Origin of the sequence: Paraburkholderia sp. JPY465, assembly GCF_050436725.1 — a bacterium.
GTDB lineage: Bacteria > Pseudomonadota > Gammaproteobacteria > Burkholderiales > Burkholderiaceae > Paraburkholderia > Paraburkholderia youngii.
Genome location: NZ_JBNDMT010000002.1, coordinates 238,273 through 256,268, shown reverse-complemented (window position 1 = coordinate 256,268; position 17,996 = coordinate 238,273). Strand labels below are relative to the sequence as shown.

12 protein-coding genes and 1 pseudogene are annotated in these 17,996 nt (G+C 66.2%); 9 read left to right on the top strand and 4 right to left on the bottom strand.

Going from position 1 to position 17,996, the window contains the following annotated elements; translation table 11 throughout:
- Positions 1-69: 69 nt before the first annotated feature.
- Together QFZ94_RS03220 and QFZ94_RS03215 are read left to right on the top strand one after the other, a co-directional pair.
- Complete coding sequence (locus tag QFZ94_RS03220) at positions 70-1,839, top strand: VRR-NUC domain-containing protein (RefSeq protein ID WP_429455562.1); 1,770 nt, start codon at positions 70-72, stop codon at positions 1,837-1,839.
- On the top strand, positions 1,836-4,097 hold the full coding sequence (locus QFZ94_RS03215) for an ATP-dependent DNA helicase (protein ID WP_429455561.1): 2,262 nt from the start codon (positions 1,836-1,838) through the stop codon (positions 4,095-4,097). Before QFZ94_RS03220 ends, QFZ94_RS03215 begins: the two co-directional genes overlap by 4 nt.
- Before the next feature lie 51 nt (positions 4,098-4,148).
- Here the strand turns inward: QFZ94_RS03215 and QFZ94_RS03210 are convergent, their stop codons facing one another.
- Entirely contained in the window at positions 4,149-6,785 is a 2,637-nt protein-coding gene (locus QFZ94_RS03210; RefSeq protein WP_429455560.1) for a mechanosensitive ion channel domain-containing protein, read from the bottom strand.
- 406 nt (positions 6,786-7,191) lie between these two features.
- A complete protein-coding gene (locus QFZ94_RS03205) occupies positions 7,192-8,631 on the bottom strand; it encodes a sigma 54-interacting transcriptional regulator (RefSeq protein ID WP_429455559.1) in 1,440 nt (479 codons plus the stop codon).
- Positions 8,632-9,957: 1,326 nt separating this feature from the next.
- On the opposite strand from QFZ94_RS03205, the gene QFZ94_RS03200 reads away from it, so the two are divergent.
- The 7 genes and pseudogenes from QFZ94_RS03200 (at position 9,958) to QFZ94_RS03170 (ending at position 16,055) form a co-directional block, all read left to right on the top strand.
- Complete coding sequence (locus QFZ94_RS03200; protein WP_410849320.1) at positions 9,958-10,227, top strand: hypothetical protein; 270 nt, start codon at positions 9,958-9,960, stop codon at positions 10,225-10,227.
- Positions 10,228-10,410: 183 nt separating this feature from the next.
- Entirely contained in the window at positions 10,411-11,613 is a 1,203-nt protein-coding gene (locus tag QFZ94_RS03195) for an AAA family ATPase (protein ID WP_429455558.1), read from the top strand.
- 166 nt (positions 11,614-11,779) lie between these two features.
- Positions 11,780-13,219: a nicotinate phosphoribosyltransferase gene (locus QFZ94_RS03190; protein WP_429455557.1), complete on the top strand. Its 1,440-nt coding sequence runs from the start codon at positions 11,780-11,782 to the stop codon at positions 13,217-13,219.
- A 3-nt stretch (positions 13,220-13,222) separates the two neighbouring features.
- Positions 13,223-13,497, top strand: a pseudogene (locus QFZ94_RS03185) (nitrogen fixation protein NifQ); the annotation flags it as partial.
- A 38-nt stretch (positions 13,498-13,535) separates the two neighbouring features.
- Positions 13,536-13,955 carry a winged helix-turn-helix domain-containing protein gene (locus QFZ94_RS03180; RefSeq protein ID WP_429455556.1) on the top strand — a complete coding sequence of 140 codons (420 nt, stop codon included), beginning with the start codon at positions 13,536-13,538 and terminating at the stop codon, positions 13,953-13,955.
- A 663-nt stretch (positions 13,956-14,618) separates the two neighbouring features.
- On the top strand, positions 14,619-15,104 hold the full coding sequence (locus QFZ94_RS03175; protein ID WP_429455555.1) for a nuclear transport factor 2 family protein: 486 nt from the start codon (positions 14,619-14,621) through the stop codon (positions 15,102-15,104).
- A gap of 90 nt (positions 15,105-15,194) precedes the next feature.
- Positions 15,195-16,055: a 2OG-Fe(II) oxygenase gene (locus QFZ94_RS03170; protein ID WP_429455554.1), complete on the top strand. Its 861-nt coding sequence runs from the start codon at positions 15,195-15,197 to the stop codon at positions 16,053-16,055.
- Between the two features lie 8 nt (positions 16,056-16,063).
- Here QFZ94_RS03170 and QFZ94_RS03165 read toward each other — a convergent pair whose 3' ends face one another.
- Together QFZ94_RS03165 and QFZ94_RS03160 are read right to left on the bottom strand one after the other, a co-directional pair.
- Positions 16,064-16,501, bottom strand: coding sequence for a GNAT family N-acetyltransferase (locus QFZ94_RS03165; RefSeq protein ID WP_429455553.1), 438 nt, complete (start codon positions 16,499-16,501; stop codon positions 16,064-16,066).
- Positions 16,502-16,539: 38 nt separating this feature from the next.
- Positions 16,540-17,979, bottom strand: coding sequence for an MFS transporter (locus QFZ94_RS03160; RefSeq protein ID WP_429455552.1), 1,440 nt, complete (start codon positions 17,977-17,979; stop codon positions 16,540-16,542).
- Between the last annotated feature and the right edge of the window lie 17 nt (positions 17,980-17,996).

Here is a 17,996-nt window from a genome sequence, read left to right as displayed (position 1 = left end):
TGCACGGCGGTTGCCGCGCCGGACTTTGCTATCATCACTGTATAAACATACAGGTCCTGCACAAAGTCCGTGGCAACCGATGCTCGCTCAGAGATCCGCTCTGACGCCCCTTACTACCTGCTGAATTTCGAGCGCGCGCTGGCGTGGCTCGCCGCGCGTTACGACGACCTGCTCGACGACGAAGAGCACGCTTTTCTGAGCACTTTCGCGACATTGCCGCAGGCCTCGCGTGCGTTGCTGGTGCGCATGCTGATGCGCAAGGGCATGCTGTTTCGCGCGAGCCGCCTTGTTTATGAGGAAATCGGCTGCCCGTTGCAGGCGGCGATGCCGATGACGGTGCATCGCTGGATCGACATCGAACCGGCTCTGTCACTCGACGATCTGTTTGCCCTCAGTACACGTGCGCAATTGCTGGAGATGTTCGCGGACGCGATCGCGCGAATTCCCGGCGCAAAGGCATTGCGCAAACCGGATCTGCTCGAAACGCTGCGCGCGTTTTACGAAACTGAAAGCGGCGACGCGCAAGCATGCCCATCACGTCCGCTTGCCGCGTGGCACGGCGCTACAACGGACCGGGTGCTGCACGTCGCTATCGCGCCGTTGTGCGATCGCTTGCGGCTAATGTTCTTCGGCAATCTATATCAGGACTGGTCGGAGTTCGTGCTCGCCGATCTTGGCGTGTTCCAGTACGAGAAGGTCGCGTTCGGACCGTCGTCGCGGGCGTTCCAGCAACGCGCGGACATCGACGTCTATCTCGCGCTGCACGCGTGCCGCGAAGCGCTCGAATGGCTGCCGGTCGACACCGGCGCCGCCACGCTTGAAGAACTGATCACGACCGTCCGCTCGATCGATACCGCGAATCCGTGGCTTGAAACGCGTCGCGCGAAACTGCTGTTCCGGATCGGCCAGGATTGCGAGCGGCGCGAGCAGTGGGACACCGCACTCGAGGTGTACGGCGCATGCGCGTGGCCGGGTGCGCGTCATCGACGCATGCGCGTGTTCGAGCGCAGCGAGCGTTACGGCGAAGCGCTCGCACTGGCCTTGCAGGCCGATGCCGCGCCCGAGAGCGAAGAGGAGGCGCAGCGTGTCGCCCGGATGTTGCCGCGCTTGCGGCGCAAATGCGGCGTGCCCGTGCCGCGCGCGGCGGCGGCACGGCCTGTAGAGCGCGGCACGCTGGTGCTGCTGAAGCCTGACACGCCGGTGCCCGTCGAATACGTGGTGCGCGATCATCTGAGCAGCGACGCCGCGCCGGTGCACTATGTCGAGAACGCGCTGATCAACTCGCTGTTCGGCCTGCTGTGCTGGGAACCGGTGTTCGCGGCGCTGCCCGGCGCGTTTTTTCATCCATTCCAGCGCGAACCGGCCGATCTGCACGCGCCCGATTTTCACGCGCGCCGCGCCACCCAGTTCGCGGCGTGCTTCGCGCAACTCGATAGCGGCGTCTATCGCGAGACGATTTTGCGGCATCTGCATCAGAAGACCGGTATGCAGTCGCCGTTCGTATTCTGGGGACTGTTGACGCCCGAACTCGTCGCGCTCGCGCTCGACTGTCTGCCCGCCGCGCATCTGAAGCTATGGTTCGAGCGGCTGCTGCGCGACATTCGCGGCAATCGTTCCGGCTTGCCCGACCTGATCCGGTTCTGGCCGGCCGAGCGTCGCTATGAATTGATCGAGGTGAAAGGCCCCGGCGATCGTCTGCAGGACAACCAGATCCGCTGGCTCGCGTACTGCGTGCAGCACGGCATGCCGGTGCGCGTCGTCGACGTGCGCTGGGCCGGGCAAGAGGCACAGGGCGAAGCGGACGTCGCGACGCGAGCCGCGGCGGAGCGCGTCGTATGAGCTATGTGGTGGCTGTCCGCGCGATGTGCGAATTCACCGCGCGGCGCGGCGATCTCGACCTGCGCTTCACGCCCGCGCCGACTTCGCTCGAAGGCATTGCCGGTCATCAGATGGTCGCCGGCCGTCGCGCGAGCGGCTACGAAACCGAACTCACGCTGACGGGCACGCATCGCAGTCTGACCGTGCGTGGCCGCGCGGACGGCTACGATCCAATCGCGAACCGGCTCGAAGAAGTGAAGACCTATCGCGGCGATCTCGCGCGCATGCCTGCCAATCATCGGGTGCTGCACTGGGCGCAGGCGCTCGTCTATGGGCATCTGCTGTGCCGGGCGCGCGGGCTCGGCGAGCTGACGGTCGCGCTGGTGTACTTCGATATCGGCAGTCAGAAGGAAACCGTGCTGACGCAGCAGCACAGCGCGCGCGAACTCGAAATCTTCTTCGTCGACCAGTGCGAACGATTTCTCGATTGGGCCGTGCAGGAAGACGCGCATCGCGCTGCGCGCAATGCGGCGCTCGTCAAGGTGCAGTTTCCGTATGGGCAGTTTCGCCGTGGGCAGCGCGAGCTCGCGGTGGCCGTGTATCGTGCGGCGCGCGACGGCAAGCCGTTGATGGCGCAGGCGCCGACCGGCATCGGCAAAACGCTGGCGACGATTTTTCCGTTGCTGAGAGCCTGCGGCGAAGACCGGCTCGATCGCGTGTTCTTTCTGACCGCGAAGACGCCGGGCCGTGCGCTTGCGCTCGATGCGATCGACTCGCTGCACCAGAGCGCGCCGCTGCCGCTCAGAACGCTCGAACTCGTCGCGCGCGACAAAGCCTGCGAGCATCCGGACAAAGCCTGCAACGGCGAGTCATGTCCGCTCGCGCGCGGCTTTTACGATCGTCTCGATGCGGCGCGCGCCGCCGCGCTGGCGACGCCGCGGCTCGATCGCGCGGCGGTGCGCGAGGCCGCGCTCGCGCACGACGTCTGTCCGTATTATCTGGCGCAGGAGCTCGCGCGCTGGGCCGATGTGATCGTCGGCGACTACAACTACTACTACGACGCGAGCGCGATGCTGCATGCGCTCACGCAGATCAACCAGTGGCGCGTCGGCGTGCTGGTCGATGAAGCGCATAACCTGCTCGAACGCGCGCGGCGCATGTATACCGCGTCGCTCGATCAAGGCGCGTTCCGGCTCGCGCGCAACAGCGCGCCGGCAGCGCTGAAGAAGCCGCTCGAACGCTTGCAGCGCGAGTGGAATGCGCTCAAGCGCGCGCAGACGGCGAGCTACCAGCTGTATGCGGAGATACCCGGCAAATTGTTGTCCGCCGCGCAGAATCTGATTGGCGCAGTGACCGATCAGCTCGCCGACGCGCCGTTGTCGATCGACGAACACGCGCTGCGCTTTTTCTTCGATGCGATGCACTTCGTCGCGCTCGCCGAGCAGTTCGGCGAGCACTCGATGTTCGATGTGACATTGAGCGCCGACCGTTACGCGCCGCGCGACAAAACCAGTGCGACGCTATGCGTGCGCAACGTGATTCCCGCGCCGTTTCTCGCACCGCGCTATGCGGCCGCACGTACCACGGTGATGTTCTCCGGCACGCTGAATCCGCAGCATTTCTATCGGGACACGCTTGGGCTCGCCGACGACACGCAATGGCTCGACGTCGAAGGTCCGTTTCGCGCGGAGCAGTTGCAGGTGCACGTGGCCGCTCATGTATCGACGCGCTGGCGTGACCGCGAGCGATCGCTCGCGCCGATCGTCGAGCTGATCGCGAAGCAGTACGACACGCAGCCCGGCAATTATCTCGGGTTCCTGAGCAGTTTCGATTATCTGCAACGCGTAGTCGCGCTGCTGCGCGAGCGGCATCCCGGTTTGCCGGTGTGGACGCAGGAGCCCGGCATGGACGAAGCCGCGCGCGATGCGTTTCTCGCGCGCTTCAGGACGATGAATCAGGGAATCGGCTTCGCGGTGCTCGGCGGCGCGTTTTCGGAAGGTGTCGATCTCACCGGACAGCAACTGATCGGCGCGTTCGTCGCGACGCTCGGTCTGCCGCAGGTCAACGACGTCAACGAGCAGATGCGCCGCGCGCTCGATGCGCGCTTCGGCAATGGCTACGACTACACGTACCTGTACCCGGGATTGCAGAAAGTCGTGCAGGCGGCGGGGCGCGTGATCCGCACCGAACAGGATCGCGGCGTCGTGCATCTGATCGACGACCGCTTTCGCAGGCCGGAAGTGCGGCGCCTGCTGCCGCGCTGGTGGCAGGTTCGCTAGCGCTGCGCCGCGCTAGCGAACCGTTACGCGCTCGAGGCGCGACGCGTCACGTCATGCGTGCGGCGAGGTCGAGCCAGGGTTGGCGGGTGTACCGGGTCCACCGGCCGGGCTCGGATCGACTGGGATCTGATCGTCGAGCGGCGCGTCGCCCTTGTGCGGAGTGTGGTCGCCGCCATCAGGCTGTCCAACGTGGTGGATGCGCGGCACGCCCGCATCGACCTTGGCCTTGCTCGCCGGGTCCCACGTGAGCAGATGACGCTGCGGATTCGCGATCTCGATGCCGAGCTCGCTGAAGCGTTCGAGGATGCGCCGGTTGAACTCGCGTTGCACGCCCCAGCGCGACGTATCGCGGCATTGCATCTGGCCGGCCAGCGTGATCGCCGAACCGTCGACCGCATCGACACCCCAGAACGAGAAGTCCGCGAGGATGCCGTCCTTGAACTTGTCATCCGCGCGCAGCGATGCGCCGATTTCCTTCAGCGTGTCGATCGCGCGCTCGACGTCCTGGCCGAACACGATATTCACGCGCACCGCCGCGTTGCCGATGCCGCGATTCGTGTTGTTCACGGTCGACACCGAACTGAACGGCACCGTAAACAGCGAGCCGTCGCTGCCGCGCAGGCGCACGGTGCGAATCGACAGATATTCGACGGTGCCCGACACGCCCGCAAGCGTGACCCAGTCGCCGACCTGCATCGCGTTTTCCATCAGCAGGAAGATGCCGGTGATGAAATCCTGCACCAGCTTCTGCGAGCCGAAGCCGAGCGCGACGCCGAAGATGCTCGCGCCCGCGAGCAGCGGCCCGATGTTTACACCGAGTTCGCTCAGCCCCGTCAGCACGACGACGAGCGCGATCACGCAGAACAGCGCGCTACGCAGCATCGGCATCAGCGTGCGCAGGCGCGCGGCGCGCACCAGATCGCCGCTGCTCGTCCAGTTGTCGAGGCGGCGTTCGGCCGACACGTTGACCACCTCCCACACCACCAGCGCGATGATCGCGGCCACGGCAATCGTCGCGAGCGCCGAGGCGAGGCGGTGGCCGATCGTGCCGCTGCGGAACAGATCGACGACGTCGACGCCCCACGCCTGCAAGAGCACGAACGCGGTGACGACGCCGATGACCCAGCTGATCACGCGCCGCAGCGCCGGATAGTAACGGTACGCGTGCTGATGCACGAGCGAGCGCGACGCTTCGTCCTGCACGTGGAAGATGCGCGCGAGCGCACCGAAGATCACGATCGACACGACCCGCGCGCCGATCAGTATCGCGAGCGTCATGCCGCCGATATTCACGAGCGCGTGATAGCCGTTCCGTACGTCGAAGGCCCACACGAACCACAGGCCCATCACGATGACCACGGCAACCCAGGCCCACGCGTCCGCGAGCGCGTTGCCCAACATCTGCAACGACTCGTGCGCGGTGAAGCGATCGCGGATCCGGCTGGCGACCGGCTTTGCACAGCGCAGCACGAGGATCGAGATCATCACGTGACCGACCAGCGCGACCACTTTCAGCAGCGCGAGATGCGCGGCGTCGTTCATGCCGAGCGCCTGCGCGACTTCGGCTAGCGCGACGCCGGCGCCCACCACGCTGACGATCCGCACGATCCAGCCGAGGATGAACGCGGCCCACGCATCGCCCATGCGCAGCAGCCGCAGACGCGGCGCGCTCGGCTGCAGAAAGAACGCGCCGACGATCACGACGCAGCGGCACACCACATAGACGTCGATCAGCGAATCGAGCGCGCGGTCCTGCGGCGTGCCGTTGTCGGTGATGATCGAAATCACCGCGCTTGCGGCGGCGACGAATACCACCAGCGGGATCAGGCGAACCAGCGTAATGAGCAACGCGCGCGGCAGACGTTGCAGCAGCGTCCAGTGGTGCGTCGCGTTGCGCTTGCCTTCGGCTTCGATCGCGCGGCCTTTCTCGGATGGCGTCGCGTACGGCGCGGCGGGGCCCGTGGCGACCGCTTGCGCCTCTGCCTCGAGCACCGGCGGCACCGACGACATCGCGGGCAGCGGCGGCGTGTTCGTCGGCGTATGACCGGCCGGCGCGGCGCCGGCGGCACGCGTGGACGGCGGCGCGCTGTCGTTGTCATCCTGCTGCGCGGCTTCGCGGCGCGCAGCGATCGCCCGGTAGATGCGCCGCAGCAGCCGGCGCGTCAGCCATTCGAGCAACAGTGCGGGAATCAGCGCGGCGAGCAGCGACGACAGCACCTTGAACAGCACCACGCGCGCGTGCGGGTTGGCGAACTGCCAGTTCCACCAGGCGCGCACCGACGCGACATCGAGCAGCGCGGCGACCGAGCCGCGCAGCGAGGTCGCGAGATAGCTCGCGTAATGCGCGCCCTGACGCGCGATCTGCGACGCGAGGCCATTGCTTTTGAACGCGGCCGGCACGAGCGACGCTGCGCCGCTGGCGGCGGCCGGTGCCGACGCCGCTGCCGGCGCGGAAGCGGGCGGCGCGCTCAATGCGCCAGCCGCGGCGATCGCCTGCAGCGTATCGGCGACCTGCGCGCGGCGCTTGGGGTCGTTCAGGACGGAGAGCGCGTCGCGGGCCTGCTGAGGTGTCAGCGTGACGGCGGCGGAAGCGGACGTGGGATGGGCGGGCTCAGGCGCGGCGGCAAACACGGGCGCCGCGCCGGCGACCAGAAAAATGAAAAAACAGATACGGAGAAATTTTTGCATGGGGTGTAGAGCGGGATGAAGCCAGGGCGGACGATTGTGCTGGAACGTAGGGCGGTTTCAGCGGGGCGACCCCGGACGGACACGGGCTCGGGCGCCGAAGTTCCTGCGGCGGAGGCCCGCCGGACGGGCGAAAGGGCCGCGAGGGCGGCGCTCGCCGGATGGGGCGTTGAGCCGATAGCATAGCCGATGATCGCCGGCAGGCCTGGCGAAGTCAGCAGAAAGCCTGCCCGGAAGGCCCCGTGGGCGGGGCGGCGCAACGGGCGAGGGGCCGCTTGCCGGGTGGCAATGCTGGCGGTGGCGCGAGGACGCGCTGGATGATTGCGCTAGCTGTAAGCAGAGCGCTTGTGAGTTTTCATTGATCAATCGCCGTCAGCATGCGCTGCTAAGCGTTCACTACAAAAAACGCTTAAATCCGCGCACATGCCACCGACGAGGACTGGCGCTCGGCTTCGTCGCCGGCATCGGGACCGCTGCTCGCGCCGCGCCCGGCTGGCTCCTGATGCAGCCGGTTCGCGTGCATCAGCCGGTACAGCGTCGCGCGCGAAATGCCGAGTTCGGCGGCCGCATCGGACAGCTTGTAGCCGTGTCGCAGCAGCGCGTTCTCGATCGCATCCTTTTCGGCCTTGCTGCGGATTTCCGCGAGCGTGACCGCGGGGCCGTTGTCGGCCTCGGGCAGGCCGAGGTCGCTCGCCGTGATGAAGCGGCCGTCGCTCATCACGACCGCGCGGCGCACGCAGTTGATCAGCTCGCGCACGTTGCCGGGCCAAGGATAGTTCGACATGGCGACGATCGCGTCGCTCGACAGCCCGCGCAGCTTGCGCGCACCGTCCTGCTTGTACATGCTGAGCGCGTAATTGGCGAGCAGCTTGATGTCGCCGCCGCGCTCGCGCAGCGGCGGTTCGATGAGGCGCAGCACACACAGCCGGTGATAGAGGTCGGAGCGGAAACGGCCATCTTCGACGGCGCGCTCCAGGTCGACGTGGGTGGCCGAGATCACGCGCACGTCGACGCTGATCGGACCGTTGCCGCCAAGCCGCTCGATCGTGCCTTCCTGCAGGAAGCGCAGCAGCACCGCCTGGCATTCGTGCGGCATGTCGCCGATTTCGTCGAGAAACAGCGTGCCTTCATGTGCGCTCTCGATGCGGCCGATCTTGCGTTGCAGCGCGCCGGTAAATGCGCCGCGCTCGTGGCCGAACAGTTCGGCCTGCAACAGGCTCGGCGGAATCGCCGCGCAATTGATCGCGACGAACGTGCGGCCCGCGCGCGGCGAGCGATCATGAATAGCGCGAGCGGTCAGCTCCTTGCCGGTGCCGGATTCGCCTGCGATGAACACGGGTGCGTCGGTCACGCCGCACTTGTCGATGCGCCGGTAGAGCTGCTGCATCGGCTCGCATTGACCGACCATGCCGTGACGGCCGACCGACGGCTCGGGCGCGACGCGCGGCTGACGCAGGTTCGACAGCCCATGCGCATGGCCGAGCGCGAACACGAGCCGCTCGTTGAGCCACGGCTGCGTGACGAAGTCGAAGCAGTAATCGAGGATGAAACGGCTGACCAGTTCGTTGTCGGCCTGGCCCGGCACGATCTGCGCGACCCAGTTGGTCTCGACGCGGCGCATGCACAGCGCGAACGCGGATAGCTGCTGGGACGTGCAATCTTCGGGCAGCTGAACGAGACCGACCTTGATGTTGCCGCGTTCGATCATGCGTTCGGCCACAGCCGTGCTTTTTGCGTGCACGGCTTGCCATCCCGACGCGGCCAGAAACTCGACGAGTTTCTGGTCGGGCGCGTTCGCCACGTACAGAACCGTGCGTTCCATCTCGGCCGGCGTGCAAGTCGTAGTCATGATTCCCCCCGTTCGATCCTCAGGACTGCTGTGCGGCGTTGTGAGATTCAGGCGGCCAGTTACTGCAGTCCGGCTGCGACGCATTCACGGCAGCAGCGATCACGAACAAGGGACACTGCAAGCGCGGCGCGAACCGGAACGCGCTGCATGGCGGACCGATTCATGCAATGGCGGCGACCTTGTCGTTCATTGCTGAAACTGCCCGGCGACTTTATCCCCGAATCGTGAAAACCACTTGAACCGTGGCTTGCCTCGTTGACCTGATACAAGCGCTCTGATTGGCGCATGGCCTAACGATAAGCGAAAGCGCCTGAAAGCGCCAGATAAAGAAACATGGATAAGCAATGCGTGTTGGTTTTCCGATTAACACGGATCACTAATGAATAAACGGTCAAGGCCGGATATGCGAGGAATCGCACATTGCATAGCAATTGCTCTGGTATTAAGGAGTGGCTATAACTGACGAGGCGTAAGCAGTCGTGTTTCACAGTTGCGACAGATTGGACAGCACGAGTCGACTGCGCTTTGCCGTGCCCGGCAGGACGCTTCTCCGGCCCTGCGGAACGGCGAAGCCACGTGTGGCCGGCCCCGCGGCCACCCTGCAGGCTGGCGAGACACAGCGGGGGGCGCGCTTTGCCGCCAGCGCGCGGCGAATTGGCGTGTCAGAAACGAATCAATGCCCGCTGCGCAAAAAAATCGGGCGGGCTCGCGGCGCGTCGAAAGCAAACCGATTTCCCCGCAGCGTGAAGCTTTGACGGGCGCCTTACCGATTGTTAAGCGGGTTGGCATAAGCGTTGCAATAAGGTCTGCACAGAAAAATGTTTGCAGCCAGGTCGACGGTACGGGGAAAACCGGATTAAAAAAGACCGGCGGTAAAAAGCTCACTCGCAGGCATGGTCGGGGAAGCCATCAAGTGTCTGCGGGAGCGCGGCGGGGCCTTATTAAATACGTGAGAAAAACGGTTGAGTGGCGGACCGGTGTGACGGCCATTCAAAACCGGACCACAAAAAGGGCATCGACTTCGCCGTTTTTCCTTTTCGACTTTTTGTCCTGACGACGCGAAAAGGATGGCGATAACGACAGGCAACGCGCTGGCAACGTTCGCGAGCGACGCGCCGCAAAGGGAAGGGGCAGCGCCGGATCAGGACCGGCCGGCGCGATGAAGCGGGGAGAGAGGCCATCGTCTCCACAGAGAGACGAATGTACGAGGTGAACCAGGGGCCGTGTCCGTGAGTTGGCACGGGCACGGCGACCTGGCCCGACGGCCGGGGCGCTGCAACGAAGCGGCGTCACCTGGCGCAAATCCGATCGACATCGGGGGCTGTCATGAAACCACAACTGATTCGAAGGCCGGCCGCTTCGGAGGGAACGGGGCGCACTTACCGGCGGTACGTCGCGGCGTCGCGCGCGCGCTTTTTCGCGCAGGCGGCGGGGGCGTCCGTTGATCTGCTGACGCTCGTCGTCGCCGAGGCGCTCGAGCGCCGCGCGCAGGCGGAGATCCGCCGGGGTGTGCTGCGCGACGCGCTGTACGAGAGGCCGGTGCGCGCTGAACGCAGCGCGGCGCATCGGCGCGACGACGATGAAAACGACGTTTGACGCCTGCTGCTCGATACCGGCTCGCGACGGCCGTACGGGAATTCGATAACACCGTTTGCCGGCTCATGGTTTTCACGGAGGAGCGCCGCGGTAAGGAGTTCGCGCCGAAGCCTGCGTCGTCAATCGTGAACAGACGACTTGAATAAAAACCGCGCATGACGCGCCAAGCGCCGCAGAGCTGCCATGATCGACATCTTCCTGATTGCCGCGAGCATTGAAAACGCGCAGCGCATCGTCATGCGGCTCGAACAGAGCGGCGTGCGTTATCGGCTGCACACCGCGTACGGTTCGGCCCGGCAACTGCCAATCCACGCGCGCATGCTCCGCACAGCCGACCTGCTGATCGTCGACGACGCCCATCTGAACGTCCGCGGACTTCGCGGCGTCGAGGAAGCGCTTGCCTGCGCGCCGACGCTCCATTGCATGCTGGTGACGCCGGCGCCGTCCAGCGCGCTGATCGGCGCGGCGCTGCGCATCGGCGTGCGGCAGGTGCTGTCGTGGCCGCTCGACGCGCAGGCCGTCGCCGATGCGCTCGCGCAGATCGAAGCGCGGCGTCGCGCGCCTCAGCGGCGTCGCGCGCGCGTGGTCACGCTGGCGTCGAGCAAGGGCGGCAGCGGCACCACGCTGATCGCGGTCAACCTCGCGTGCGCGCTCGCCGCGCAGCGTGAGCGGCGCGTGCTGCTGATCGACCTGAGCCAGCAATTCGCCGACGCGAGCCTGCTGATGGCAAATCGCCCGCCGCCGATGACGCTCGCCGATCTGTGCTCGCGCAATGAGCAACTCGACGCGGCGCTGTTCGACGCGTGCGCGATGCACGTGCGTCCGAACCTCGACCTGCTCGCCGGCGCCGGCGATCCGCTGAAGGCCGCCGAACTGCTGCCCGGCCAACTCGAGCGGATTCTGACGCTGGTGCGCCCGCGCTACGACGCGGTGCTGATCGACGTCGGCCCGAGCCTGAATCCGTTGACGATCCGCGCGCTCGCGCACAGCGACGCGATCTGCATGGTGGTGCGGCAGAACCCGCTGTACCTGCATGGCGCGCGCCGCATGCTCGATATCTTTCGCGAGCTGGGGCATCCGGCCAGCAAGGTGCGAGTCGTCGTCAATCAATACGACAAGGACGCGCAGATCAATCTGCCGATGTTCGAACGCACGCTCGGCGCGAGGGTCGCGCATCAACTGCCGCGCGACGATCAGCACGTCGACGACGCGCTGAGCCTCGGTGTGCCGCTCGTCGCGTGCGCGCGCGACAGCGGGCTTGCGCAAGGCATCGTCCTGCTCGCGAACATGCTGTGGCCGGCCGGTGCCGAGCGCCGCAAAAGCATGCTCGGCCGGCTGCTCGCGACGTGGCCGAATCTGCCGCCGCAATTGAAGCCGGGCATCTAGTCCGACGACGAGCGCTATCGCGCATACCGTAGTAAGGTGAGATACAGGGTCCTCCCCCGGCCTTTTTGAACAGGTAGAGCGGCGGCGTCAGAGTTTCGAAAGCCGCGAGCAGGCTCGCGCCGTCCGGTCATTCCAGCGAGAAAATCACGTGAGCGCAGCACCGTCCATGCAAAACGCGCAGGGTTTCAGCGACCTCGCGTCGATCCTGTCCAATCCGATTCTGAATACGGATTCGTACAAGGCATCGCACTTTCTGCAATATCCGCCCGATGCGACGGCAATGTTCTCGTATATCGAATCGCGCGGCGGACGTTACGAGCGCACGCTGTTTTTCGGCTTGCAGATGCTGCTGAAGGAATACCTGTGCCGGCCCGTCACCGGCGCGATGATCGACCAGGCGCGCGCGTTCTTCAGCGTGCACGGCGAGCCGTTCAACGAAGCGGGCTGGCGCTACGTCGTGCAGCAATACGGCGGCCATCTGCCGGTGCGGATTCGCGCGGTGCCCGAAGGCTCGGTCGTGCCGACGCACAACGTGCTGGTCACCGTCGAATGCGACGATCCCCACGTATTCTGGCTCGGGTCGTATCTGGAGACGATGCTGATGCGCGTGTGGTATCCGATCACGGTCGCGACGCAAAGCTGGCATCTGCGCCAGACGATCCGCGCAGCTCTGCTGAAAAGCAGCGACGATCTTTCGCAGTTGCCGTTCAAGCTGCACGATTTCGGTGCGCGTGGCGTGTCGAGCGCGGAGTCGGCGGCGATCGGCGGCGCGGCGCACCTCGTCAGCTTCATGGGCTCGGATACGGTGCTCGGGGTGGTTGCGGCGAATCACTACTACCACGACAGCATGGCCGCGTTCTCGGTGCCCGCGGCCGAGCACAGCACGATCACGGCGTGGGGCCGCGAGCGCGAAGTCGACGCGTATCGCAACATGATTGACCGCTTCGGCAAGCCGGGCGCGATCGTTTCGGTGGTGTCCGACTCTTACGACCTGTTCGCCGCGCTGAACGCATGGGGCGGCGAGCTGAAGCAGGCCGTGCTCGATTCCGGCGGCACGCTGGTGATTCGCCCGGACTCCGGCGATCCGTGCACGATCGTGCTGTACACGCTGCGCTCGCTCGAGGCGTCGTTCGGCTCGCAGACGAACAGCAAAGGGCGGCGCGTGCTCAACCACGTACGCGTGATCCAGGGTGACGAGGTGAACCCCGATTCGATCCCCGCGATTCTCGCCGCGATGGACGAGGCCGGCTTCGCCGCCGACAACATCGTGTTCGGCATGGGCGGCGCGCTGTTGCAGAAGATCAACCGCGATACGCAGCGCTTCGCGATGAAGTGCTCCGCGATCCGGCTCGGCGACACGTGGCACGATGTGTCGAAGGACCCGGTCACCGATCACGCCAAGCGCTCGAAGAAAGGCCGGCTCACTTTGCTGCGCCATCGCGCCAGCGGCGAGTACCGGACGGTCACGTTGCCGACCGTGTGGGACGAGCGCACGGTGGCGGGCGAGTGGGACGAAGTGCTCGAGACGGTGTTCGATACGGGCCGCTTGCTGGTCGATACGTCGTTGGCCGAGATTCGAGGCCGCGCGTATGCGGACGAAGTTTGATCAGCCATGCCTGACGATCCGTTGATGAACGACTGCATCGCCCATGCGTGTTTGCGTCCGGATCATCTATGGCGCGACCTTGGTCTCGCAGGCCGCGATGACGTGACGTGGATGTTCACGCGCTACTTCCCGACGCTGGTCGAGCGCAACATCGATAACCTGCGCTGGAAGAAATTCCTCGCATCGCAATGCGCGCTCCCGTTGGGTCTGGAGCCGGGACCCGCGCCGGGTTGCCCGGGCTGCAGGACTACGGGTACTGCTTTCCACGGCAGCCTTGAAGCGCGCCACTGAGGGGTCGGCGCGAAACCGTTCGTGTATGCTTGCGCGCACGGCCGACACCGCAAAAGCCGCTAAAAGCAGAGCCGCTCCGGCGACGAAGTCCACCAGGGCGCGTCCCGAAGTGCGCTTCAGAATGCGCATCCGTAGCGGCGATGCGGTTGCACTCGGGCCAGGCAAGGTCGATCTGCTCGAGGCGGTGCGCGACTATGGATCGATCTCGGCGGCGGGGCGGAGTCTCGATATGTCGTATCGGCGCGCGTGGCTGTTGATCGACAAGCTGAATCGCTCGCTGAAGTCGCCGGCCACGCAATCGGAGCAGGGCGGTCAGAGCGGCGGCGGCTGCACGCTGACGCCGGTCGGCGAAACCATCATCCGGCTGTATCGTGACGTCGAGGAAGAGGCGCGGCGAAGCTGCGCGAAGCAGATCGCCGAACTGGCGAAACTGATCCGCTCGTGAAGGCCACGATCGCGTCGGCGCTATCGGTGCGCTCAGCCGTGCCGCAAACAGAACACCGAAGGCGGCGGATGGCGAAGCTGCGCGACGTGCTCGGGATGCAGCCGCGCGATCAACTCGACGAAACTCGCGACGCTCGCAGATCCGCTTCAGCGTATTCATCGAACCGTGATCGATGCAATCGACTGGAAACACGACGATATCCGCGCCCGGTAGCGCGGCGACCAGCAGCCCCTTGCGATCCTCGACACCGCCGTCGTGCGCGACCCTTGAGCGCGGCATCGGAGCCGGGCCGGCCACCCACGGATACTGCTGATCGCGCTCGGCAATCTGCTGACCGCGCTCGCGGCCGGCGGCGCGCGCTACGTGTGGGTTCTTCGCCGCGGGTTTTGCGGCGGCGCTGGGAGTGGCGGCGCTCGTCGCGGCGTCGGTGGCGGCGGTGGTGTGGGGGCTCGCCGGGCGGGCGGAGGTGGCGCGTTTCCAGGCGGCGGTATCGGAAGGGGAAAGCCGTCGTCGGCTCGCGCCGGTCCCCCATTCGCGCCGTTTTCCTATATCGTGTGCGCCAGGTCCGCCGCCTACCGCGCGCGGGCTGTCTTTTCGGAGCGCGGCGCGCCTCTGCGCGCGCATGACACGTGATGCGCTCCCGCAATACACCACACGACATCAATGAGCCATCCGAACACCGAGCTGATCGAACGCTTCTACACCGCCTTCCAGCAACGCGACGCCGAGACCATGGTCGCCTGTTATGCCGACGACGCCGTCTTCAGCGACCCCGCCTTCGGCGAACTGGTCGACGACGAAGTGCGCGACATGTGGCGCATGCTCGTCAAGCACGCGCAGGACTTCACGCTGACCTTCAGCGACATCGAGGCCGACGACCGTACCGGCCGCGCGCAGTGGGTGGCGCGCTACCGTTTCGTCCAGACCGGGCGCGACGTCGTCAACCGGATCGAAGCGCGTTTCGTGTTCCGCGACGGGCTCATCGTCGAGCATCGCGACCGCTTCGATCTGTGGCTGTGGATGCGCCAGGCGATGGGCATGCGCGGCACGCTGCTCGGCTGGTCGCCGTTCGTGCAGCGGATGCTCAGGCAGCAGGCGCGCCGGGGGCTGCTGCACTATCGCGGGCAATTGAATCGCGAGCGCGGCTAGCCGCGTGCGTGCGGCGCGCGCATCGCGCTTGCTATGATCGAAGCACGCGCGCGCCCGCACTCCTTGCCGGGCCGCCGCACAGGAAACGCTATGCGAGTCGTCGATGCCGCCTGGCAAGAATGGCTGAGCAGCAATGTCGCGCGCGGCTGCACGCCGGGCTCGATGATCGACGCGATGGTGCAGGCCGGCTTTGCCGACGGCGAGGCCCGCGTCGCGGTCCACCATGCGTTCGACCGGCGCGCGTGCCGCCCCGCGGCGCCCGCCACACTCGCCGATCCCGCCACCAATCCTTATCGCTACGACGCTGCGCCGGTTGCACGCGGCAACCTGATCCGCGCCGCTGACCGCGAGGTACGCGTGTTACTCCGCTGCGAGCGCCCGCAGCTGGTCGTGTTCGCCGACGTGCTGTCGGCCGTGGAATGCGCGGAGCTGATCGAACGCTCGCGGCATCGGTTGAAACGCTCGACGACGGTCAATCCACTCACCGGCCACGAAGACGTGATCCGCAGCCGGACCAGCGAAGGCGTGTGGTATCGGCGCGGCGAGGACCGGTTGATCGCGCGAATCGAACAACGCATCGCGAGCCTGACGAACTGGCCGCTCGAAAACGGGGAAGGCCTGCAGGTGCTTCATTACGGCACGAGCGGCGAGTACAGCCCGCATTTCGACTTCTTCGCGCCCGATCAGCCCGGCAGCGCGGTGCACACCGCGCAGGGCGGCCAACGCGTCGCGACACTGATTATCTATCTGAACGACGTCGCCGACGGCGGAGAGACGGTGTTCCCCTCAGCAGGCCTGTCGGTCGCGGCGCGGGCGGGCGGCGCGGTGTATTTCCGCTACATGAATGGTGAGCGTCAGCTCGACCCGTCGACGCTGCACGGCGGCGCGCCGGTGCTGGCCGGCGACAAATGGATCATGACGAAGTGGATGCGCGAGCGCGCGTATGGCTGACGCGGCGCCTATTCGGCCGCTTTATAAACATCCGGCCGATGCAGCTCCATATACCGCTCGGGGTTCGCGAGCGACGTGAACCCATGCGGCGCATAGACGTGATGCGCGTCGGTCGTGACTAGCACGACTCTGCGCAGACTGGCGAGCGACGGGCTCGCAAAGATATGTTTCATCAACGCCGACGCATAGCCGTGGCCGCGATGCGCCGGCAGCACGAACACGTCGCACAGGTAAGCGAAGGTCGCCTCGTCGGTGATCAGACGTCCGAACGCGATCTGCTCGCCGTCGACAAATCCGCCGAAGCACAGCGAACCGGCGACGGCCCGCTCGAAGGTCGCGCGCGGCATGCCCTTGGCCCACGGCGTTTCCTGCGACAGGAACGCGTAGACCATGTCGAGGTCGAGATCGGCGATGCGGCTGGATATCTTCAGTTCGCTGGCTTGCATGGGGTGTCTCCTGTTTCGCGTAGCGGCAGCGTGTGCCCTTAGCCCTTCGCGGTAGTCTCGCCACCGCGCGAACCCCCGCCAATGCTCTGGCCGGCATTGCGCGCGAGCCCCATATAACCGATCACCGACAGCAGCGTCAGCACGCCGGCGAACAGGAACGCGAGGCGGAAATCGTCGAGCGTGAACACGTGGCCGGTCGTCTCGCCGTTGAACAGCGCCGCGACGCGCAGCGACACCGCGCCGAACGCGATGCCCAGACCGATCGTCATTTGCATGGCCGCGCTCCATAGCGTGCTCGCCGCACTCATCTGCGTCTGCTGGATATCGGCGTAGGCGAGCGTCGCCAGCGTCGAGAACTGCATCGAGCGCGTGACGCCGTACACGAACACCACGATCAGCACCAACACCAGCGGTACGTCCGGCGTCAGCAGTCCGCACAAGGTGATGAAAATGCCCGCCACGACGACGTCGACGATCGCCACCGTCCGGAAGCCGTAGCGCTGCAGGATGCGCGTGGTCAGCGCCTTCATGCCGAGGTTGCCGACCGCGCTCGCGAGCAGCAGCAGACCCGAGCGGAACGCCGACAGCCCGAAGCCGACCTGGAACAGCAGCGGCATCAGATAGGGCACCGCGCCGATGCCGATGCGCGTGAACGAACCGGTGATGACCGTCACCGAGAACGTCGGCACCTTCAGCGTCGACACGTCGACGAGCGGATGCGGATGACGCTTCGCGTGCAGGAACGCGCTCGCGCCGACCAGCAGACCGCCCGCCACGACTGCGATCGCGAGCCACGCATTGGTGGCCGGCTGGCTCGCGAGCTCCGCACCGTACAGGATCGCGGTCAGCGCGACGCCGCTCAGCAGCAGGCCGACGACGTCGAGCGGCTTGCGTTCGGAGCCGCGCAGGTTCGGCACGATGGCGAGCGCGACGGCGATCGCCGCGAGGCCGAACGGCACGTTCAGCAGGAAGATCCAGCGCCACGACGCGTAGGTCGTGATGAAGCCGCCGATCGGCGGGCCGACCACCGGTGCCGCGATGGCCGGCCAGGTGATCGTCGAGATCGCCTGCATCATGCGGGCTTTCTCGGTGCTGCGGACCACGATCAGACGGCCGACCGGCACCATCATCGCGCCGCCGATGCCTTGCAGCAGCCGCGCGGCCGTGAACTCGGGCACGTTCTGCGACAGCCCGCACAGCACCGACGCGACCGTGAACACGCCGATCGCGCTGACGAACACGGTGCGCGCGCCGCAGCGGTCGGCGACCCAGCCGCTCGCGGGGATGAAGATCGCGAGCGCGAGCATGTAGGCGGTCATGCCGAGGCTCAGGCTGTTCGGGCCGACGCCGAACGAACGCGCCATCTGCGGCAGCGCCGTGGCGATCACCGTGGTGTCGAGGTACTCCATGAAGAAGGTGGCCGCGACGATGTAAGGCAGCCAGCCGACGTGCGCGGTGCGGGTGCCGCTGCTGCTCATCGCGCGAGCTCCCGCGG

What these genes read in the sequence shown, in the direction of transcription:
- QFZ94_RS03215 (WP_429455561.1), top strand. Translation starts at nt 1,836, where the DNA reads ATGAGCTATGTGGTGGCTGTCCGCGCGATGTGCGAATTCACCGCGCGG.
- QFZ94_RS03210 (WP_429455560.1), bottom strand. Translation starts at nt 6,785, where the DNA reads ATGCAAAAATTTCTCCGTATCTGTTTTTTCATTTTTCTGGTCGCCGGC.
- QFZ94_RS03205 (WP_429455559.1), bottom strand. Translation starts at nt 8,631, where the DNA reads ATGACTACGACTTGCACGCCGGCCGAGATGGAACGCACGGTTCTGTAC.
- QFZ94_RS03200 (WP_410849320.1), top strand. Translation starts at nt 9,958, where the DNA reads ATGAAACCACAACTGATTCGAAGGCCGGCCGCTTCGGAGGGAACGGGG.
- QFZ94_RS03195 (WP_429455558.1), top strand. Translation starts at nt 10,411, where the DNA reads ATGATCGACATCTTCCTGATTGCCGCGAGCATTGAAAACGCGCAGCGC.
- QFZ94_RS03190 (WP_429455557.1), top strand. Translation starts at nt 11,780, where the DNA reads ATGCAAAACGCGCAGGGTTTCAGCGACCTCGCGTCGATCCTGTCCAAT.
- QFZ94_RS03180 (WP_429455556.1), top strand. Translation starts at nt 13,536, where the DNA reads ATGCTTGCGCGCACGGCCGACACCGCAAAAGCCGCTAAAAGCAGAGCC.
- QFZ94_RS03175 (WP_429455555.1), top strand. Translation starts at nt 14,619, where the DNA reads ATGAGCCATCCGAACACCGAGCTGATCGAACGCTTCTACACCGCCTTC.
- QFZ94_RS03170 (WP_429455554.1), top strand. Translation starts at nt 15,195, where the DNA reads ATGCGAGTCGTCGATGCCGCCTGGCAAGAATGGCTGAGCAGCAATGTC.
- QFZ94_RS03165 (WP_429455553.1), bottom strand. Translation starts at nt 16,501, where the DNA reads ATGCAAGCCAGCGAACTGAAGATATCCAGCCGCATCGCCGATCTCGAC.
- QFZ94_RS03160 (WP_429455552.1), bottom strand. Translation starts at nt 17,979, where the DNA reads ATGAGCAGCAGCGGCACCCGCACCGCGCACGTCGGCTGGCTGCCTTAC.